Below are 18,075 nucleotides of genomic sequence, written 5' to 3'. Positions count from 1 at the left end.
GTAGAAAAATGAGCCTGAAAGTCATGCTTTCAAGCTCAAAAAATGATTAGGATTCTTTTTGTTTTTTGACAAGACAGGCGCTCAAGAATACGAGACCGATTGTGATAAGTACAAAGCTTGTTTCTCCTCCTGTCTTTGGAAGGATTTTCTTTTGACTGTTGTTGGCAGTAGGGGTCACGGTTGTTTGTCTCTTGTCTGTAGCGCCAGAACGGTCATCAGCATTTACAGCTGTTTGATTAGAAGTTGAAAGATTTGTTGGCTTGTTATTGTTGGTCGTACCATTGTCATCACTATTATTGACTGTTCCTGAGTCATCTGTCTGCTTGTCGCTTGGTTCTGGTTGAGTTGGTTCTTGTGCCTTTGTCACATCCAGTTGTACCAATAGTGGATCGTGGTCAGAAGCTCTGCCATGTTCTTCCATAAAGGCTGAATTGACATGGACCATATCAAAGGCATAGCGCTCCAACAAGTTAGTTGATACTAGCATATTGTCAAGAGACTGATTATTTCCGTTATAGAAGTAAGAGAAGCGATCGGATGCATCGTGACGACTAACGAGGTTAGCCATTCCTCCTGCTTCTAAAATTTCTATGGTTTTAGTAAATTCATAGTCATTGAAGTCGCCTAGCATAACGATATTAGCATTTGGATTTTGAGCTAAGCCTGCTTTTGTAAAGTCAGCGATAGTTTGTGCTAGTATGTGGCGTTTTTCTTCGGACTTGAAGCTGACAGGTTGGATTTTTCCGTAGAGACCATTGTCACCGCGTTTTGAGTTGAGATGGTTGGCAAGGACAACGACTTTCTCGCCTTTGAAGACGAATTCAGCTGCAAGTGTTTTGCGGACAGCTGCCCAAGCAGGGTTGGTTGGGTCGATTCGGCCTAGGCTGAGATTGAGTTCGCCGTTTTCCCATGCAACTGCCTGTGTTGCGGTACCGATTGGTTTGTCAGATAGGCTGACACGTTTTGAGTTGTAGAGGAAGCCGACGCGAATATTGCCTCCCTCTTGTCCGCCGTCTTTGTTGTTTTCAGGAGCAATGTCTACATAGGTATAGGTTGGTCCGCCGGCTGCTTGAATGGCTGCAATCAGGCGTTCAGCACTCTTACTAGCATCAGTTGTGCCGTCGTTTGTAGCACCGTTGTTGTCCTGCACTTCAATCAATCCGATAACATCTGGAGAATGTAGGTCTGAAACAAAGGATTTGGCAATGCGTTGGACTTTAGCGTCTGATGTTGACTTACTATTAGCAGAGAAGTTTTCAATGTTATAAGAAGCGATAGTCAGCTTGTCATCATTTGGGATAATGGTTGTTGTTTCTGGTTTTGTAGCTCCTTCGTGCAAGGTTGGAAGGGTGCTATCATCTACATAGACTTTATAATTGGTGTAAGAGTAGGTGACTGGTCCAGCGATACGACCGATGAAATAGTCTCCTGATTTGACGATTTGTTTTCCATTTTTCAAAAGAAGTGGAATGATATTGGTATTATTCCCTTCAGGGCGAAGGTTGACGCCTCCAACATTATTTAAAGGAAGTTGACTAGTGGCAGGAGTGACATAGATTTCCTTGTTTTTTAGTGGGCCAAGGATTTTTGCATCATCCACGGCAACCACCATGCCTTCAACGGATTCCCAGAAATCGAGCGCATCTTGTTCTGGATCAAATTGAGCCAAACCGTCGTTGTCAATAATATCTGCTGGGATAGTCCGATCAAGACCGAGGACTATAGGAGATGGTACAGGTGCAGTCCCATCCACAGTTACTTCAGTAGCTCGAATTTGTGTGATGGTTAAGTCTGTTTTGTCACGTTCAGCATACCCTCTGCCCTGGTATTCTTCTACTCGTCCTGCGATAGTGACAAGATCTCCTACCTTGACATTTGTTTTTAATTTGTCAGTAAAGATGTTAATGCCGTCAGATGTTTTGGTGTCTCCATCTGGTGTGACATCTTGCACGTAGAAGTTATTGGCAGAGGTAACGTAGGTTACTACGACATTTTTAAGCATAACAGATTGATTCACCAGAGGTGACTGGTGACTTGCACCTTGAATGCGACCGACTGTTACAGCTTCGGTCTTTCCTAGTCCTGCTTCCGTCGTTGCCTTTTCAATGACTTCAAAATGAGAGAGGTCAAATGGTTTTAATTGTATTTTTCCGTTATAGGTGGATAAAATAGCGGTTAGATTAATCTTATCTCCCTTGTTGATCCGGTTCAAAAGATCCGCCGTTTTGATGCCTGTTCGGCTATCTAAGCGTACATCAACAGTTTGTCCTTCGGAGTCAGTTACGGTAAAGGTAGAATTTTGATAGCTATCGCTTTGAATATCTCCGACAGTCAAGTTTTTTAGAGAAACTAGTGTTGCCTGTGCTTGCGTTGCTAACTGAGCGATGTTTGTTTCTGTAATAGGAGTGTTGAAATTCTCAGAGATAGCCTTGTGGTTGCTAACTGTGGTTAGTTGGAGTTCGCCTTTATACTCACCCAATGTTCCTGTTAATTGGACTGTATCACCAAGCTGATAGCCCAAGGCAGCCCCTGGGTAGATATAGATACCAGCACCGTCAGAACCCTGGAGGTAAAAACCATTTCCTCCCCAACCGTTTACTAGGCTAATAATTTTACCAGAAACTGTGTACTCTGTTCCTTGTGCTCCGGAACGAACAGTAGCAATCGGTGTAGAAACAAGGTCACTTGGTTTGGTAGCTGTATTTTCACTTGTTGGTGGCTGAACATTAGTAGAAGATGAATCTACGATTTCAATCGCTGTAGCTGGTTTGATCCCAGCTCGCTTCATGTATGTATCGCTAGTTCCTGTGATGCGAACCAATTTTCCGACTAGTTCGGGATGATTAACGAGGTTGAATTGGCTACGAAGAGGTTCTTTTAGTTGAATAGGGATAGTGTCGGCTGCCGCAGTATCCATGCTTGCACCAAGGGCTAGATTTGTTTTGTTAGTGGCGTCAAAAGCAGTTCCGCTACTATTAAGTGGTGCAATAAGATAGCCTTGTATCGTGACTTCCGACTTGGTTATTGCAAGTGACGGATAATTCTCTATCGCCACTTCAGTAGCGTGCACAGATGGTATGGGCGAAGTAGCAAGACTAAGCAAGAGTCCGGCTGTTACCGCTACAGAACCTACGGTATAGAAGAGAGAACGGTTTCTAATCTTCATATAAAACTCCTTTTTGTTATATATGGACGTCATAAAAACGTCTGCAGTTGTTATATACATATAGTTTAACAGAAAATGAGTCGTTTGGAATACTTTTTTAGATATAATACGGATATTTTTAAAAATTCAAATGAAATGGTAAAAATAAATTGGAAAACGAAACAAAAAACGAACAAATCGGTTGGGTGATGGGAATTGGTTCACAAAAAAAGCACCGAGATATAAATGATTTTCTTGGTGCCATATTCATTTTGTTTAACATTAGTTGGGAGTTTTTGTGAAGGAACAAAAGGGCAAAGCAGATATATAGTCCTTTTGTTGACTTTTTTTACTTCGGCGCAAGAGGAACTCCGTTTCTGGATTTCCCGCTTCAAACAATCCACTGGTTTGTTTGAACTCGCTTTGCCGTACTTTATAGAGAGGCAAGTCTTATTTCCAACTGAGGCTGGGCAAAAAGCCCAGGACCACTACTCAGAGTTCGTGTCAACATCTCAGCGCAGTGGTTGATTGGGTTTAACAGTCCAGTGGACTGTTAAAGGTTGGAGATAGGATTTGCGAAGCAAATCTCAGCAATTCGAGTTTCACACTCCAAATCTGGCCTCTACGACTGATGCGAACAGAGTTCGCCTTATCTCCAACCTCAAACTGTCTCCCAGACAGTTTGAGCTGTGCGGGGGTGGGAGTGAAACAGTCTGGGGATAGACTGTTTCAGCTCAACAACTTAAAACGAAAACTTGTTGACGAACTCTTTTTATCTTGGTCGAGTTCTTTCTCACTCCCAGCAACCTGCAGCTATTGAGGCGAACGTGCTTTGCCCTATCCCCAGCCTTCAAAAGTTCCACGAACCTTTGAAGTAAGCACTAACAAAGTAAGGAAAATGGAAAACTATAGCTCTGGAAATAATTTTTTCAAAATCTTCGGCGTAATGCTCTGACCAGGTCCTGCGTAAGTATAGGTGTGCAGGTACATGGCAGGGTTAAAGTTGAGTTCGATGCAGGTGCAGTTGGGCTTGTTCTTGCTTGCTGGCTTGGTGCGGTCGGGGATAATCAAGTCCACACCGCAGGCCCAAGCTCCCATAGCAGTTGCCATATCGGCGGCCAGTTGCTTGTAGGACTCGTCCATCTGGTCGGTCATATCGATGGAGTCACCACCCGTTGAGATATTGGAATTGCCACGCAGAAAGGCTTGAATGCCCTCTGGCAAAACTGTATCGGGTGTGTAGCCCTGCTGTTCTAACATAAGCAGTTCGATGTCGCCCAAGTTAATGATCTCCAGCGGTGAACGGTGGTCACGCCCTCGCAGTGGATCTTGGTTTTTTTGCTCTACTAATTCACGGATGGTTGAGCTACCGTCCCCCACGACATTGGCTGCGACGCGGAGCAGGACAGCCTCGCACTTGCCATCAAGGATGAAGAAACGGTACTCGGTTCCCGCCACGAATTCCTCCACAAGCACATGGCTATCTTCCGAAAAGGCGATGTCCAGGGCTTTTTCATAGTCCGCAAGGCTGGCTGGCTCCTGGAAGATAGAGATGCCAAGGCCGAAGTTGGTAGATTTTGGTTTGATAACAATAGCAGAGCTGGCTACCTGTCCGTAATACCGCAGGGCATCTGTCTTGTTTGCAAATTCAGCTCCCGCAGGTACTGGAAAACCAGCCTGGTCCAAAATCTTCTTGGTCACGACCTTGTTGGCCATGGCTAGAGGAATGACGTAATTGTCCTTCGAAGTCATGTTGCCATTTTTGATGTACTCGACATGGTTACCATGCCAGAGTTTGAGAAACTGGTCTTCTTCATCTAAAATCTCCACATTCAAGCCCAACTGAATGGCGTCAAAGAGAATCATCTGGGTGGAGAGTTCCATGTTTTCATAGCCCTTGAGGGCGTAAGGGGCTGTCCAAGCATAGTCATGAAAGACTTGTCCCTGCTGCTGACCGAACTTCTCTAGAGACCCATCTTCAACTTGCTCTGCTATTTTTCCGGAAAGGGTCAAACGAGGGTCTTGAAGTGCTGCCTCCGCATGTGCAATGAGTTGGCCATAGTAGTCATCCAGTCCAAAGTGTAGAACTATGGCTTTCATGGCCGTCAAGATTGGCGTGGCATCGGCATCGTTAGGTAGAGGTGTGTGTGGGTGACTGAGGGCGATGAGATTGTTAAGTTTATCTGCTTTTGCTAAGGTGTTATCAACATCTGTCAGTTGGTCTAACCAAAGAAGAGATAAGATAAAGAGGTGGACTGTATCAAGGGTTTCTTGACTAATAGCAAGCGGGTCATAGGGGTTCAGGTCGAAGGAACGGAATTCTAAATAAGAAATCCCCTTGCTGAGGTAGTCACGGCTAGTCTTTGCTCCACGTAGTCGGACAGAAGAGTAAAATTCCTTCTCAGCGGATAGTTGACCAGATTGGACAGCTTGTTCGATGTCGGCCACGTACTGTTGGAGAGAAGAAAAGGAAATATGAACATCATCGGAGTTGACATAGCCGTACTTGGAATTACGAATGGAACGGACGCAACCGACTTCCGTGGTTAGGAATCCTTTTTCGGCTAGGCTACTTGCTCCATATAGGTAGGTTAAGAGCCAACGATAGTTGAGGAAGTTTTGTGCTAATTTGAGGTAGAGGGTATTTTTGAATGCGATAAAATCTGTTTCCTCGCTTAATTCAAAAAGTTGTTGGGTTAAGTCTTTTCCTAATTCAAAATTATAATGGATGCCAGACATAGACTGGACGAGCTTGCCATAGCGTTCCCCCAAACCGACACGATATTGGTACTCATAGTCGCTGTCTAGTTGAGCAATTTGGATTTCCTCTTCTGAAATCACAGGTGGCATGGATAGGGGCCAGAGGTATTCTTGCTTATCCATAGAACGTGCGGCAACATCTGTAATGGCTCCCAGTAGGCGACGCGCTTCCTTAGTCGACTGAGCGATTGGTGTAATCAACTCTAACTGTGGCTCGCTGTAGTCTGTCTGGATATAGGGGTGGAAGCTACGAGAACCCAGTTTATGAGGATGGGGAGTTTGTGCAACTCTGTGGTTTGAATTGATGCGAAGTGATTCGCGCTCAATTCCAAAAGTAGCCTGAAGAATGGGGCTGTTTGGTGATAATTTTTGTAACATATCTAAGTCCTTTATATTTCTGTCAAAGTCTTATTCCAATTTTATCTAGATTGGAGAGCAAATACAAATTTCTGCTACGTTTCTGGTGAAAAATGTACTGAAAATCACTGAAAGTAAACAAAGACTTCGGATTTCTCTGCCAAAAGCATATTTACACATGTCTACCTCGTGTGTTTAATCGGATTTTTTTAAAATATACTTTTAAAAAAATAAAAACATTCGATATATATGAAATTATTGGAATTTCTTGAAAAAATGTTCGTTTTTTGATAGAATAGTGTGTAAAACGAAACTTGCAGGTGAGATTCCTGCCAGAAGTAGAAGAAAGGCTGGGCTGGTTAGCCAGTTCAGAGAAAGAGTGAATATGACATCAGTAGTTGTTGTAGGAACCCAGTGGGGCGACGAAGGTAAGGGTAAAATTACAGACTTCTTGTCTGCTAATGCTGAAGTAATCGCACGTTATCAAGGTGGTGATAACGCTGGACACACTATCGTTATCGATGGCACGAAGTATAAATTGCACTTGATTCCGTCAGGAATCTTCTTCCCAGAAAAGATTTCTGTAATCGGTAATGGTGTGGTTGTCAATCCAAAATCTTTGGTGAAGGAAATCAACTATCTCCATGATTCAGGTGTGACAACAGATAATTTGCGGATTTCAGACCGCGCACATGTCATCTTGCCTTATCACATCAAATTGGACCAGTTGCAAGAAGAGTCTAAAGGTGAGAATAAGATTGGTACAACCAACAAGGGTATCGGTCCAGCCTACATGGACAAGGCTGCGCGTGTTGGTATCCGTATTGCAGACCTCTTGGACAAGGAGATTTTTGCGGAGCGTTTGAGAACAAACTTGGCTGAGAAAAACCGCTTGTTTGAGAAGATGTATGAGTCAACTCCGATTGAGTTTGACGAAATCTTTGAAGAATACTATGCTTACGGTCAAGAAATCAAAAAGTATGTAACAGACACATCTGTTATTTTGAACGATGCCCTCGACCAAGGCAAGCGTGTCTTGTTTGAAGGTGCGCAAGGAGTTATGTTGGATATTGACCAAGGTACCTATCCATTCGTTACTTCTTCAAACCCAGTTGCTGGTGGTGTGACGATCGGTAGCGGTGTCGGCCCAAGCAAGATTGACAAGGTTGTTGGTGTATGTAAGGCCTACACTAGCCGTGTTGGTGACGGACCATTTCCGACTGAATTGCACGATGAAATCGGAGACCGTATCCGCGAAATCGGTAAAGAGTACGGTACGACAACTGGCCGTCCACGCCGTGTCGGTTGGTTTGACTCAGTGGTGATGCGCCATAGCCGCCGTGTGTCAGGTATTACCAACTTGTCCCTCAACTCGATTGACGTCTTGTCAGGTCTTGGGACCTTGAAAATCTGCGTGGCTTATGACTTGGATGGTGAGCGTATTGACCACTACCCAGCAAGTTTGGAGCAACTCAAACGTTGCAAACCAATCTACGAAGAAATGCCAGGTTGGTCTGAAGACATCACAGGTGTACGTAGCCTGGATGAATTGCCAGAAGCGGCTCGCAACTATGTTCGTCGTATCAGCGAATTGGTAGGCGTTCGTATCTCAACCTTCTCAGTAGGACCTGGTCGTGAACAGACCAACATCCTTGAGAGTGTATGGAGCGCAAAATAGTGTGCGAAGACTGAACGAAAGTTCGGTCTTTTTCTGTTTGGTCGAACTTTGCTTTCTTGTCCAGAATTTGATATAATCATGCTTATCAAACAATAAAAGAGGTAAACAAATGGAAGGTTTATTTTTGCCACTTGTCATGGTTGCCATGATTGGTTTTATGTTCTATTCGCAACGTAAACAACAAAAACAACGTCAAGAAGCACTAAATCAAATCAAAAAAGGTGATGAAATTGTGACCATTGGTGGGCTATTTGGTATTGTCGATGAAATCGATGATAAGAAGGTTGTTCTCGATGTTGATGGTGTTTACTTGACATTTGAACGTGGTGCTATTCGTGATCGTGTAGCAAGTTCAGATGCTACATCGGCAGTTGTTGAAGAAGTGGCAGTTGAAACGACAGAAGCAACTCCAGAATCTGCAATTGAAGAATAAGGATGAGAAACCGAGGGAAACCTTGGTTTTCTCTTGTTTTAGCCCTGCCTGATTTTTGCTATCCTAGGTAAAAATATGGTATAATGAAACGATTATACAATAAGGAAAATACCATGTTTAAATTTAATTTTAAAAAGAAAGAAAGCATTGAAACAGCAATTGAAGTCCCTAAGCATATCGCTGTGATTATGGATGGCAATGGCCGTTGGGCTAAAAAGCGGATGCAGCCACGTATTATGGGGCATAAGGCTGGTATGGATGCACTGCAAAAGGTTACCAAGACGGCTTCTGATTTGGGAGTAAAGGTGTTAACTGTCTATGCCTTTTCTACAGAAAACTGGTCTCGACCGGAAAAAGAAGTGAAGTTTATCATGAATCTACCTGTGGAGTTTTATGATAAGTATGTTCCTGAACTCCATGCCAATAATGTCAAAATTCAGATGATTGGTGACCATTCAAAACTTCCTGTCCCGACTCTCAATGCGCTTTATAAAGCCGAACAAAAGACAAAGGGTAACACTGGTTTGATTCTCAATTTCGCTCTTAACTATGGCGGTCGTGATGAGGTGACTCGCGCAGTCAAGGCTATTGCGCAAGATGTCTTGGATGCCAAGTTCAATCCTGGAGATATTGATGAGAAATTAATAGCGGATTACCTCTATACAGGAACCTTATCACCAACGTTACGCGATCCCGATCTAGTTATCCGTACAAGTGGTGAACTTCGTCTTAGCAACTTCCTGCCGTGGCAAACAGCCTACAGCGAGCTGTACTTTACAGATATTGCTTGGCCTGATTTTGATGGAGAAGCACTTAAATTAGCGATTAAAGAATACAACCGTCGCCACAGACGTTTTGGCGGTGTATAAGGAGAAGGTATGACAAACGATTTACAGAAACGAGTGATATTTGGCGGCATTGCTCTAGCTATTTTCATTCCCTTTTTGTTGGCTGGTGGGATGGCATTTCAATTTTTTGTAGGCCTGTTAGCTATTATTGCTACGGCTGAATTGATTAAAATGTATCGCCTAGCACCAAATTCTATCGAGGGTGTCTTAGCTATGTTGGCCAGTTTAGTCTTGGCTCTTCCGCTCCAGAATTATTTGACATTTTTACCGACGGATGGAAATTACACAGCCTACGCCATTGTAGTATTTTTACTGCTTGGTTCGACGGTTTTTAATATCGGTCATTACAACTATTCCGATGTTGTCTTTCCAATTGCATCAAGTTTCTATGTTGGTATCGGCTTTCATAGTTTGATACTGGCTCGTATGGATGGGCTCAATAAAGTCTTCTTTGCCCTCTGTCTAGTCTGGGCAACAGACATTGGTGCCTACTTAATCGGTCGTCAGATTGGTCGGAGAAAATTATTGCCGAAGGTTTCACCGAATAAAACGGTTGAAGGCTTTGTAGGCGGTATTCTTTCTGCGGTGGTAGTTGCTATCATTTTCTTGATTGTCGATAAGTCCTTGTTAGCGGGCTATTCATTTGGCATGATGTTGTTGTTGGTTGTGATTTTCTCGATATTCTCACAATTCGGAGACTTAGTAGAAAGTGCTATTAAACGCCATTTTGGTGTGAAGGATTCTGGAAAAATTATTCCAGGACACGGTGGTATCCTGGATCGTTTTGACGGTATGATTTTTGTCTTTCCAATCATGCACTTCTTTGGATTATTTTAAGGAGGTACTATGAAGGGAATTTTAGCATTTATATTTATATTTGGTGTGATTGTGGTTGTCCATGAATTTGGTCATTTCTACTTCGCCAAGAAAGCTGGTATCCTTGTGAGGGAATTTGCGATTGGGATGGGTCCCAAAATTTTCGCTCATACAGGTAAGGATGGGACACTTTACACCATCCGTATCCTTCCCCTAGGTGGCTATGTTCGAATGGCTGGATGGGGTGAAGATAAGACAGAGATTAAGACAGGTAGTCCTGCCAGCCTCAGCCTGAATGAAGCTGGTGTTGTGACGCGGATTAATTTGTCTGGTAAGCAACTGGATAGTCTCAGTTTGCCAATGAATGTAACCAGTTTTGACTTCGAGGAAAAATTGGAAATCACAGGCTTGGTCTTGGAAGAAAGCAAGACCTATAAGGTTGATCACGATGCCACGATTGTAGAGGAAGATGGAACAGAAGTTCGGATTGCTCCACTTGATGTTCAATATCAAAATGCGACAGTCTGGGGACGGTTGATGACCAACTTTGCGGGTCCCATGAATAACTTTATTTTAGGGATTCTAGTATTTATTCTTTTGTTCTTCATGCAAGGAGGGGTTGCCAACCCATCAAGCAATGCAGTAAGTATTACTGAAGGTGGTGCTTTGCAGGCTGCAGGTGTTGTCACAGGGGACAAGATTCTTTCGGTCAATGGGAACACGACAGACAGCTACACAGAAGTTGCAACGATTATTAGTAAAGCAGCAACAGATGCAACAACAGCCCCAAGCTTTGATTTGGTCGTTGAGCATGATGGGAAAAACCGTCATGTCTCCGTTACTGCTGAACAAGTAGATGGGGCCTATCGAATTGGTATTTCACCGATTTTGAAAACTGGTTTCGTTGATAAAATTGTCGGTGGTTTCCAAGAAGCGGGAGCGACAGCTCTTAGGGTTGTAACAGCTTTGAAGAATCTAATTGCAAACTTTGATGTTAAGCAGTTGGGGGGACCGGTTGCTATTTATAAAGTAAGTTCTCAAGCAGCTGAATTTGGTTTGGTTTCTGTATTGGGGCTAATGGCTGCGCTCTCCATTAACCTTGGAATCTTCAATTTGATTCCAATTCCAGCCTTGGATGGTGGTAAGATTGTTATGAATATTCTGGAAGCCATTCGCAGAAAACCACTCAAACCAGAGACGGAATCTTATATCACTCTAGCAGGTGTAGCCGTTATGGTGGTTCTTATGATAGTAGTCACTTGGAATGATATTATAAGAGTCTTCTTCTAAGATAATTTGAAATTTATGAAAGGAATTGAATGCGTGCTAAACGCAGGATATTCTGAAAAATACGAAAGGAATTGAATGCGTGCTGAACGCAGGATATTCTGAAAACTAAGAAAGGAACTGAACACGGGCTGAAACCTGTGCATTCCTGATAAACAAAAGATGAAAGGAATTGAATGCGTGCTAAAAACTTTACGAAAAAGATAAACCTGCCTAGTGCCAAAGGCACTGCGTTAGGTTTCCTATTTTCGTTTCGTTTTCTTAACGCACTTATATCTTAACTATGAAACAGTCTAAAATGATTATCCCTACTTTGCGGGAGATGCCTTCGGATGCGTCGGTAATTAGCCACGCTTTGATGTTACGTGCGGGCTATGTCCGTCAGATTTCTGCTGGTATTTACAGCTACTTGCCTTTGGCTAACCGTGTGATTGAAAAAGCAAAAAATATCATGCGTGAGGAGTTTGATAAGATTGATGCCATTGAATTTTTGGCACCAGCCCTCTTGTCCGCGGATATTTGGCGTGAGTCAGGTCGTTATGAAACCTACGGTGACGACCTCTACAAGCTCAAAAACCGTGAAGGTTCTGACTTTATCTTGGGTCCAACCCACGAAGAAACGGTGACGCTATTGGCGCGTGATGCGGTCCAGTCTTACAAGCAGTTGCCGCTTAACATCTACCAAATCCAGCCAAAATACCGTGATGAAAAACGTCCTCGTAACGGTCTTCTCCGTGGTCGTGAGTTTATCATGAAAGACGGCTACAGCTTCCATGCTAGTTATGAGAGCTTGGACCAGACCTACGATGACTACAAGGCGGCTTACGAGGCGATCTTCACTCGTGCAGGATTGGAGTTCAAGGCTATTATCGGTGACGGTGGTGCCATGGGTGGTAAGGATAGCCAGGAGTTTATGGCTATTACACCAGACCGTACCGATCTCGACCGTTGGGTTGTCTTGGACAAGTCGGTTGCTTCTTTTGAGGAAATCCCAGAGGATGTTCTTGAAGCGTTCAAGGCAGAACTCTTGGCTTGGTCTGTGTCTGGTGAAGACACCATTGCCTACTCAAGCGAATCAGGCTACGCTGCCAACCTAGAAATGGCAACTAGCGAATACAAACCAAGTACAGCAGTTGTAGTTGAAGAAGACTTGGTTAAAGTTGCTACACCAGATGCCAAAACCATCGACGAAGTTGCTGCCTTCTTGAACGTTGCGGAAGAACAAACTATCAAAACCATGCTCTTTATGGCTGACGGAGAGCCAGTTGTTGCCCTCCTTGTTGGCAATGATCAGGTCAATGATGTCAAGTTGAAAAACCACTTGGCAGCGGATTTCTTTGATGTAGCAAGCCCAGCTGATGCAGAGAAAGTCTTCGGTGCAGGCTTTGGTTCTCTTGGCCCAGTTGGTTTACCAGAAAACATCAAGATTATTGCAGACCGTAAGGTTCAAGATGTGAAGAACGCTGTAGTTGGTGCTAACGAAGATGGTTTCCACTACACAGGTGCCAATGCAGGGCGTGATTTCCAAGTGACTGAGTATGTGGATATTCGCGAAGTCAAGGAAGGCGAGCCTTCTCCAGATGGACACGGGGTTCTCAACTTTGCCCGTGGTATCGAGATTGGTCACATCTTCAAACTCGGTACACGCTATTCAGACAGCATGAATGCCAACATCTTGGATGAGAATGGTCGTTCTATGCCGATTATCATGGGATGCTACGGAATCGGTGTTAGCCGTCTCTTGTCAGCCGTTCTTGAACAACACGCTCGCCTCTTTGTTAACAAGACACCAAAAGGCGAATACCGTTACGCTTGGGGGATCAACTTCCCTAAAGAATTGGCACCGTTTGATGTGCATTTGATTCCAGTCAATGTCAAAGATGAAGCGGCGATGGAATTGACTCAGTCTATCGAAGCAAGTTTGGTTGGTGCAGGCTATGAAGTATTAACTGACGACCGTAATGAGCGTGTCGGCGTTAAGTTTTCTGACAGTGACTTGATTGGCTTGCCAATCCGTGTGACTGTTGGTAAGAAAGCAGCTGATGGCATCGTCGAAGTGAAAATCAAGGGTACAGGTGATACTGTAGAAGTCCATGTGGACCAACTCCTTGAAACCTTGCAAATCCTTACAAAAGAAAATGAATAACAGAAAAAGACTTGGTTGATGATAGCCAAGTCTTTGTTGATAAAATGGGAGTGGTTCTAGTCACCCAAGCCTATTTTTTATATAGTCGAATGAATTAGCTTTCAGACAAGGAACTGAGGTGCAGGCTGTACTATAGTACGGCAAGCCGAAAGTGACGATGTATCAAAGTTAATTCAAATGACTATAACATATTTAGTAGGATGTTATAGAGGATAGCTCCTGCGACACCTCCAAGAATTGGGCCAGCAACTGGGATCCAGCTATAAGACCAGTCAGAATCTCCCTTATTTGGAATGGGTAGGATGGCATGCATGATACGAGGGCCTAAATCACGAGCAGGATTGACTGCGTAGCCTGTCGTTGATCCTAGTGAGAAGCCGATTGCAAATACGATAAGTCCCACGATGATTGGGCCGAGGCCAGCGCTGACATTGTTAGGACCAATTGCAAGGATTCCCATGACTAAGACAGCTGTACCAAGAGCTTCGCCGAGCAAGTTTGAAGCTGTGTGACGAAGAGCTGGTGCAGTAGAGAAGGTAGCAAGGATTGTTCCGCTATCTTTTGTTTCCTGCCAATGTGGGTAGAAATGGAGATAGAGGACGATGGATGCCAACATTGCTCCAGCAAATTGGGCAAGTAGGAAGCCTGGGACTTGAGCCCATGGTAGGGAGCCGATAGATGCCATTGCGATAGTGACAGCTGGATTTAGGTGGGCAGGTCCAAAAATTCCTGATATGTAGACGGCAATTGTTACAGCGATGCCCCATCCTAGTACGATGGTCAGCCAGCCGCTATTTTCAGCCTTGGTTTTAGAGAGGATGCAGGATGCAACCACACCGTTTCCAAGTAATACTAGTATGAAAGTTCCAAGTAATTCTCCAATCAGATTCATAATGACCTCCTATTTATTGATTGTCAGTTCTTTTAATTGTTCAAGAATAGTCTCCAAGTCAGCTCCAGCCTGTAAGAGAGCTGCGGCAGTATAGCAACCTTCGACGACTGGTACGGTTTGGATAAGAATTTGTTTGTCTGTAAAATCGGCAGCAAGTTCCATGTTCATTCGGGCGCTACCTAGGTCGAAAAAGGCAAGGAGGGTATCAGCAGGGTTTGCTTCAACTCGCTCTTGTACGATTTCAAAGCTGGTACCGATGCTACCATCTTCTAGTCCGCCACAGTAGGTGATGGGAATATCTTTTGCGACTTCAGATACTAGGTCGATGATTCCCTGGGCCAAATTTTTTGAATGGGATACGAGTAAGATACCAACCTTTGTCATAGTCCTGCCTCCAACATGGCTTCAAAGAGAAGTCCAGATGAGAAAGAGCCTGGATCAATGTGTCCAATAGACCTTTCCCCAACATAGGACGCGCGTCCCTTGGTCGCAGCAATATCCTTTGTCCCTTGAACGGCTTTATGGATAATTTCCGTTGTCAGCTGGCTTTCTCTTAGGGCAGAAATAACAGGAATCCACACGTCTACCATGGTTTTCTCGCCCAATTCAGCCTTGCCGCGTTTTTGGATCATGTCCAAACCTGCTTGAAGCGTATCTGCCAAATCAGCGCCAGCTTGACTGGCTTTAGTAATACCCATAAAGGCAGAGCCGTAGAGAGGACCGGAAGCACCGCCAACCTTGCTGAGAAGTTGCATGGCAACCACCTTAAAGACTTGGTCAGCAGTCTCATAGTCTTTTTCAGATAGCTCCTGCATGACGGCAGCCATTCCTCGCGCCATGTTGCCTCCGTGATCTCCATCTCCGATTGGAGAATCTAGCTCACTCAAATAATCTTTGTTTTCTTGAATTTTTTTGTTGAATGTTTCCATCCAGAGCAATGCTTGTTTTGCATCCATAGTCTTTCTCCTACCAAGCTACCACTTCAACAGGGGCCTGCAAAGCGTCAATCCAGCTTGGGTCTTCTAGTTTGATTAAGGTCAATGACAGTCCAGCCATATCAATCGATGTCATGTAGTTACCGATTTTCTTGTAGTCAACGACCACACCTTTTTTAGCCAGCAATTGAGCAACGTCGTTGGCAAAGACATATTGTTCCATGAGAGGAGTTGCGCCGAGACCGTTGATAAGGACACCATAGTGTTCGCCATCTTGAATATCAAAGCCTTCTGCCAATTTCTCAACCAATTCTTCAGCCAATTTAGCAGATGGTTGGAGTTTTTCTTTCTTATAGCCAGGTTCACCATGGATACCGACACCGTATTCAAATTCATCCTCTTCAAGGACGAAGCCTGGTTTGCCCACTTCTGGTACCGTAGCACCTGATAGGGCTAAGCCGATAGTCTTGATTTGTGGGACGAGACGGTCAGCCAGTTCCTTGATTTCTGCTAGAGATTTGCCAGTTGTTGCAGCGTGACCGAGAATCTTGTGGACAAGGATGGTACCAGCTACACCACGACGGCCTTGGGTATAGAGACTATTTTCCACAGCGATGTCATCGTCCACGATGACACTGGCCACTTCGATGCCCTCCATTTCCGCCAATTCTTGTGCCATCTCAAAGTTCATGATGTCGCCGGAGTAGTTTTTGATGACCATAAAGACGCCAGCTCCCTCGTCAGCAGCCTTGATGGCTTCTAAGATTTGGTCTGGTGTTGGTGAGGTAAATACTGCGCCACATACAGCGGCGGACAACATGCCCTTGCCGACAAAGCCTGCATGAGAAGGTTCGTGACCAGAGCCACCTCCTGAGATGATGCCGACTTTACCAGTTTTTTCAGCCTTGCGGATAATCACATCAAATCCATCGATACGATCGACAAGATCTTGGTGCATAAAGACAAGTCCTTTTAACATTTCATCAACGACATGTTCGGGTTGATTGATAATTTTTTTCATGAGAAAACTCCTTTGTTATTGTTTGCGCTTTCATTTTACATTGTCCAAAAGAAAAAAGGAAGGGACAGATTGTCCAAAGTGTCCCTTTTGTTCCAAAGAAAAGCATGATAGGGTATAATAAAGAGGAAGCGAAAGGAAGTGACAAGTGACATATGCCAACCTCGTTGATTACAAAGAAAAGGATTGCAAAGGCTTTTAAAAAACAGCTATCCCAAAAATCCTTTGATAAAATCTCAGTTGTCGACATCATGCAGGAAGCAGGGATTCGTCGTCAAACCTTTTACAACCATTTTTTAGACAAGTATGAGTTGCTGGACTGGATATTTGAGACAGAATTGCAGGAGCAGGTAACTGACAATCTGACCTATATTAGTGGAATCAAGCTTCTGGATGAGCTGTTGTACTACATCGAGAGTAACCAATCTTTCTATAGGCAACTCTTTGAGATTAAGGGGCAAAATGATTTTGTCAGCTATTTAGAAGGCTACTTTATGGTTTTGATGGAGAAAATTATCAACGAGTACCAGCTCCAGGAGGGTAAAATGATTTCCCAACAGGATAAGCATTTTTTGATTCTCTATCATGCTAATGCTTGGATTGGACTGATAAAGGAAGGACTGACACAGTCACCTTGTCAGATTCACAGTTATTGGAAGCAAATGGTGGCTCTTGTTCGCGAGTCGTTTGTGATTTTGTAGGAGTTAATATATGGTGTTTATTAGAAATAGACAGGCAACAATTATTGAAGATTATTTGGATGGTTTCTGTCGAACTAATCCTAAAGTGAAGAAAGTGAAGGGACTTCCGATTGTGCTTCAGAAAGTGCAGGATGACCATTTAGTTCCAATTATTTCAGGTGGTGGATCGGGGCACGAACCGGCACATATTGGATTTGTCGGAAAGGGTATGCTGACTGCTGCAGTATATGGTGAAATATTTACGCCCCCAACCGCTGAAGAAGTATTTGCAGCCATTCGCGCAGTAGATAAGGGCAAGGGAGTTTTTCTGATTGTAAAAAACTTTGAGGCAGACCTTATCTCTTTTAGAAAAGCCATCGAATTGGCTCGGCAGGAGGGAATTGCAGTCAAGTACATTGTATCCCATGATGATATTTCGGTCGATACTAAGAATAATTTCCGTATGCGGCATAGGGGGCTTGCAGGGACCATTCTACTTCATAAGATATTAGGAGCTGCTGCCCTTACTGGCTATAGCCTAGATGAATTGGAACAGCTGGGACTGTCTCTGGCAACAGAGATTGCGACCATCGGTTTTGCAACCAAGTCGGCCTATTTGCCCAATGCTGCCCTGCCTTTGTTTGATTTGGAGGAGGGACAAATATCTTACGGTATCGGTATCCATGGAGAAGAAGGCTATCGGACCGTTCGTTTTGAATCCTCTGAGCAGTTAGCCAACGAAATTGTGAACAAATTAAAATTAAAATTCCGCTGGAAGGAAGGGGAAGACTATATTCTTCTGGTCAATAATCTTGGATCTATGTCCGAGGTTGAGCAAGGAATCTTTTTGAACGACATTTGCCAATTTCTAGAGCTAGAAGGTTTACAGCTTTCCTATGTAAAAACAGGTAAATTTATGACCAGTCTTGATATGGGAGGAATTTCTGTCACCCTCTGTCGTGTCAAGGATCGAAAATGGCTGGACTTTTTAGAAGCACCGACAGAAGCTGCGGCTTGGTAGGCTACCAATTTCTATAGAAATCAGATCTCTCAGGAAATGAACCTGAGAGTTTTTTCTTC

14 protein-coding genes are annotated in these 18,075 nt (G+C 43.9%); 8 read left to right on the top strand and 6 right to left on the bottom strand.

Features of this window, described 5'->3' with window-relative positions; translation table 11 throughout:
- Nucleotides 1-46 precede the first annotated feature (46 nt).
- Together YYK_RS08675 and gshAB are read right to left on the bottom strand one after the other, a co-directional pair.
- Nucleotides 47-3,166, bottom strand: coding sequence for a DUF6359 domain-containing protein (locus YYK_RS08675; protein ID WP_012775354.1), 3,120 nt, complete (start codon nucleotides 3,164-3,166; stop codon nucleotides 47-49).
- 885 nt (nucleotides 3,167-4,051) lie between these two features.
- Nucleotides 4,052-6,283: a bifunctional glutamate--cysteine ligase GshA/glutathione synthetase GshB gene (gene gshAB, locus YYK_RS08670; protein ID WP_012027850.1), complete on the bottom strand. Its 2,232-nt coding sequence runs from the start codon at nucleotides 6,281-6,283 to the stop codon at nucleotides 4,052-4,054.
- 364 nt (nucleotides 6,284-6,647) lie between these two features.
- Here gshAB and YYK_RS08665 point away from each other — a divergent pair, with 364 nt between their 5' ends.
- The 6 genes from YYK_RS08665 to YYK_RS08640 all read left to right on the top strand — a co-directional run bounded on the left by YYK_RS08665 (nucleotide 6,648) and on the right by YYK_RS08640 (nucleotide 13,470).
- Entirely contained in the window at nucleotides 6,648-7,940 is a 1,293-nt protein-coding gene (locus tag YYK_RS08665; protein ID WP_012775353.1) for an adenylosuccinate synthase, read from the top strand.
- A 109-nt stretch (nucleotides 7,941-8,049) separates the two neighbouring features.
- On the top strand, nucleotides 8,050-8,373 hold the full coding sequence (gene yajC / locus YYK_RS08660; RefSeq protein ID WP_012775696.1) for a preprotein translocase subunit YajC: 324 nt from the start codon (nucleotides 8,050-8,052) through the stop codon (nucleotides 8,371-8,373).
- Between the two features lie 113 nt (nucleotides 8,374-8,486).
- On the top strand, nucleotides 8,487-9,242 hold the full coding sequence (locus tag YYK_RS08655) for an isoprenyl transferase (RefSeq protein WP_012775352.1): 756 nt from the start codon (nucleotides 8,487-8,489) through the stop codon (nucleotides 9,240-9,242).
- Between the two features lie 9 nt (nucleotides 9,243-9,251).
- Complete coding sequence (locus YYK_RS08650; protein WP_012027846.1) at nucleotides 9,252-10,058, top strand: phosphatidate cytidylyltransferase; 807 nt, start codon at nucleotides 9,252-9,254, stop codon at nucleotides 10,056-10,058.
- Between the two features lie 9 nt (nucleotides 10,059-10,067).
- Nucleotides 10,068-11,327, top strand: a complete 1,260-nt coding sequence (locus YYK_RS08645) for a M50 family metallopeptidase (RefSeq protein ID WP_012027845.1) — start codon at nucleotides 10,068-10,070, stop codon at nucleotides 11,325-11,327.
- 280 nt (nucleotides 11,328-11,607) lie between these two features.
- Nucleotides 11,608-13,470, top strand: coding sequence for a proline--tRNA ligase (locus YYK_RS08640; protein ID WP_012027844.1), 1,863 nt, complete (start codon nucleotides 11,608-11,610; stop codon nucleotides 13,468-13,470).
- 181 nt (nucleotides 13,471-13,651) lie between these two features.
- Here the strand turns inward: YYK_RS08640 and YYK_RS08635 are convergent, their stop codons facing one another.
- From YYK_RS08635 to dhaK, 4 genes are read right to left on the bottom strand one after another with little or no spacing between them, the layout of a single operon-like run.
- Nucleotides 13,652-14,362 carry an MIP/aquaporin family protein gene (locus YYK_RS08635; protein ID WP_012027843.1) on the bottom strand — a complete coding sequence of 237 codons (711 nt, stop codon included), beginning with the start codon at nucleotides 14,360-14,362 and terminating at the stop codon, nucleotides 13,652-13,654.
- 9 nt (nucleotides 14,363-14,371) lie between these two features.
- Nucleotides 14,372-14,746 (bottom strand): dihydroxyacetone kinase phosphoryl donor subunit DhaM, encoded by a 375-nt coding sequence (gene dhaM, locus YYK_RS08630; protein ID WP_002938758.1) that lies wholly within the window; start codon nucleotides 14,744-14,746, stop codon nucleotides 14,372-14,374.
- The gene (gene dhaL / locus YYK_RS08625) at nucleotides 14,743-15,318 is read right to left on the bottom strand and encodes a dihydroxyacetone kinase subunit DhaL (RefSeq protein WP_012027842.1); all 576 of its coding nucleotides are present in this window, start codon (nucleotides 15,316-15,318) and stop codon (nucleotides 14,743-14,745) included. Before dhaL ends, dhaM begins: the two co-directional genes overlap by 4 nt.
- 10 nt (nucleotides 15,319-15,328) lie before the next feature.
- On the bottom strand, nucleotides 15,329-16,318 hold the full coding sequence (gene dhaK, locus YYK_RS08620) for a dihydroxyacetone kinase subunit DhaK (protein ID WP_012027841.1): 990 nt from the start codon (nucleotides 16,316-16,318) through the stop codon (nucleotides 15,329-15,331).
- A 152-nt stretch (nucleotides 16,319-16,470) separates the two neighbouring features.
- Between dhaK and dhaS the strand changes: the two genes are divergently transcribed.
- Both dhaS and dhaQ read left to right on the top strand, forming a co-directional pair.
- The gene (gene dhaS, locus YYK_RS08615) at nucleotides 16,471-17,016 is read left to right on the top strand and encodes a dihydroxyacetone kinase transcriptional activator DhaS (RefSeq protein ID WP_009910868.1); all 546 of its coding nucleotides are present in this window, start codon (nucleotides 16,471-16,473) and stop codon (nucleotides 17,014-17,016) included.
- A gap of 10 nt (nucleotides 17,017-17,026) precedes the next feature.
- The gene (gene dhaQ / locus YYK_RS08610; protein WP_012027839.1) at nucleotides 17,027-18,016 is read left to right on the top strand and encodes a DhaKLM operon coactivator DhaQ; all 990 of its coding nucleotides are present in this window, start codon (nucleotides 17,027-17,029) and stop codon (nucleotides 18,014-18,016) included.
- Nucleotides 18,017-18,075 lie beyond the last annotated feature (59 nt).

The sequence above is a fragment of the Streptococcus suis S735 genome, from assembly GCF_000294495.1.
GTDB classification, from domain to species: Bacteria; Bacillota; Bacilli; order Lactobacillales; family Streptococcaceae; genus Streptococcus; species Streptococcus suis.
Note: the sequence above shows the minus strand (reverse complement) of the source record. Positions and strands in the feature narration are given on the sequence as shown.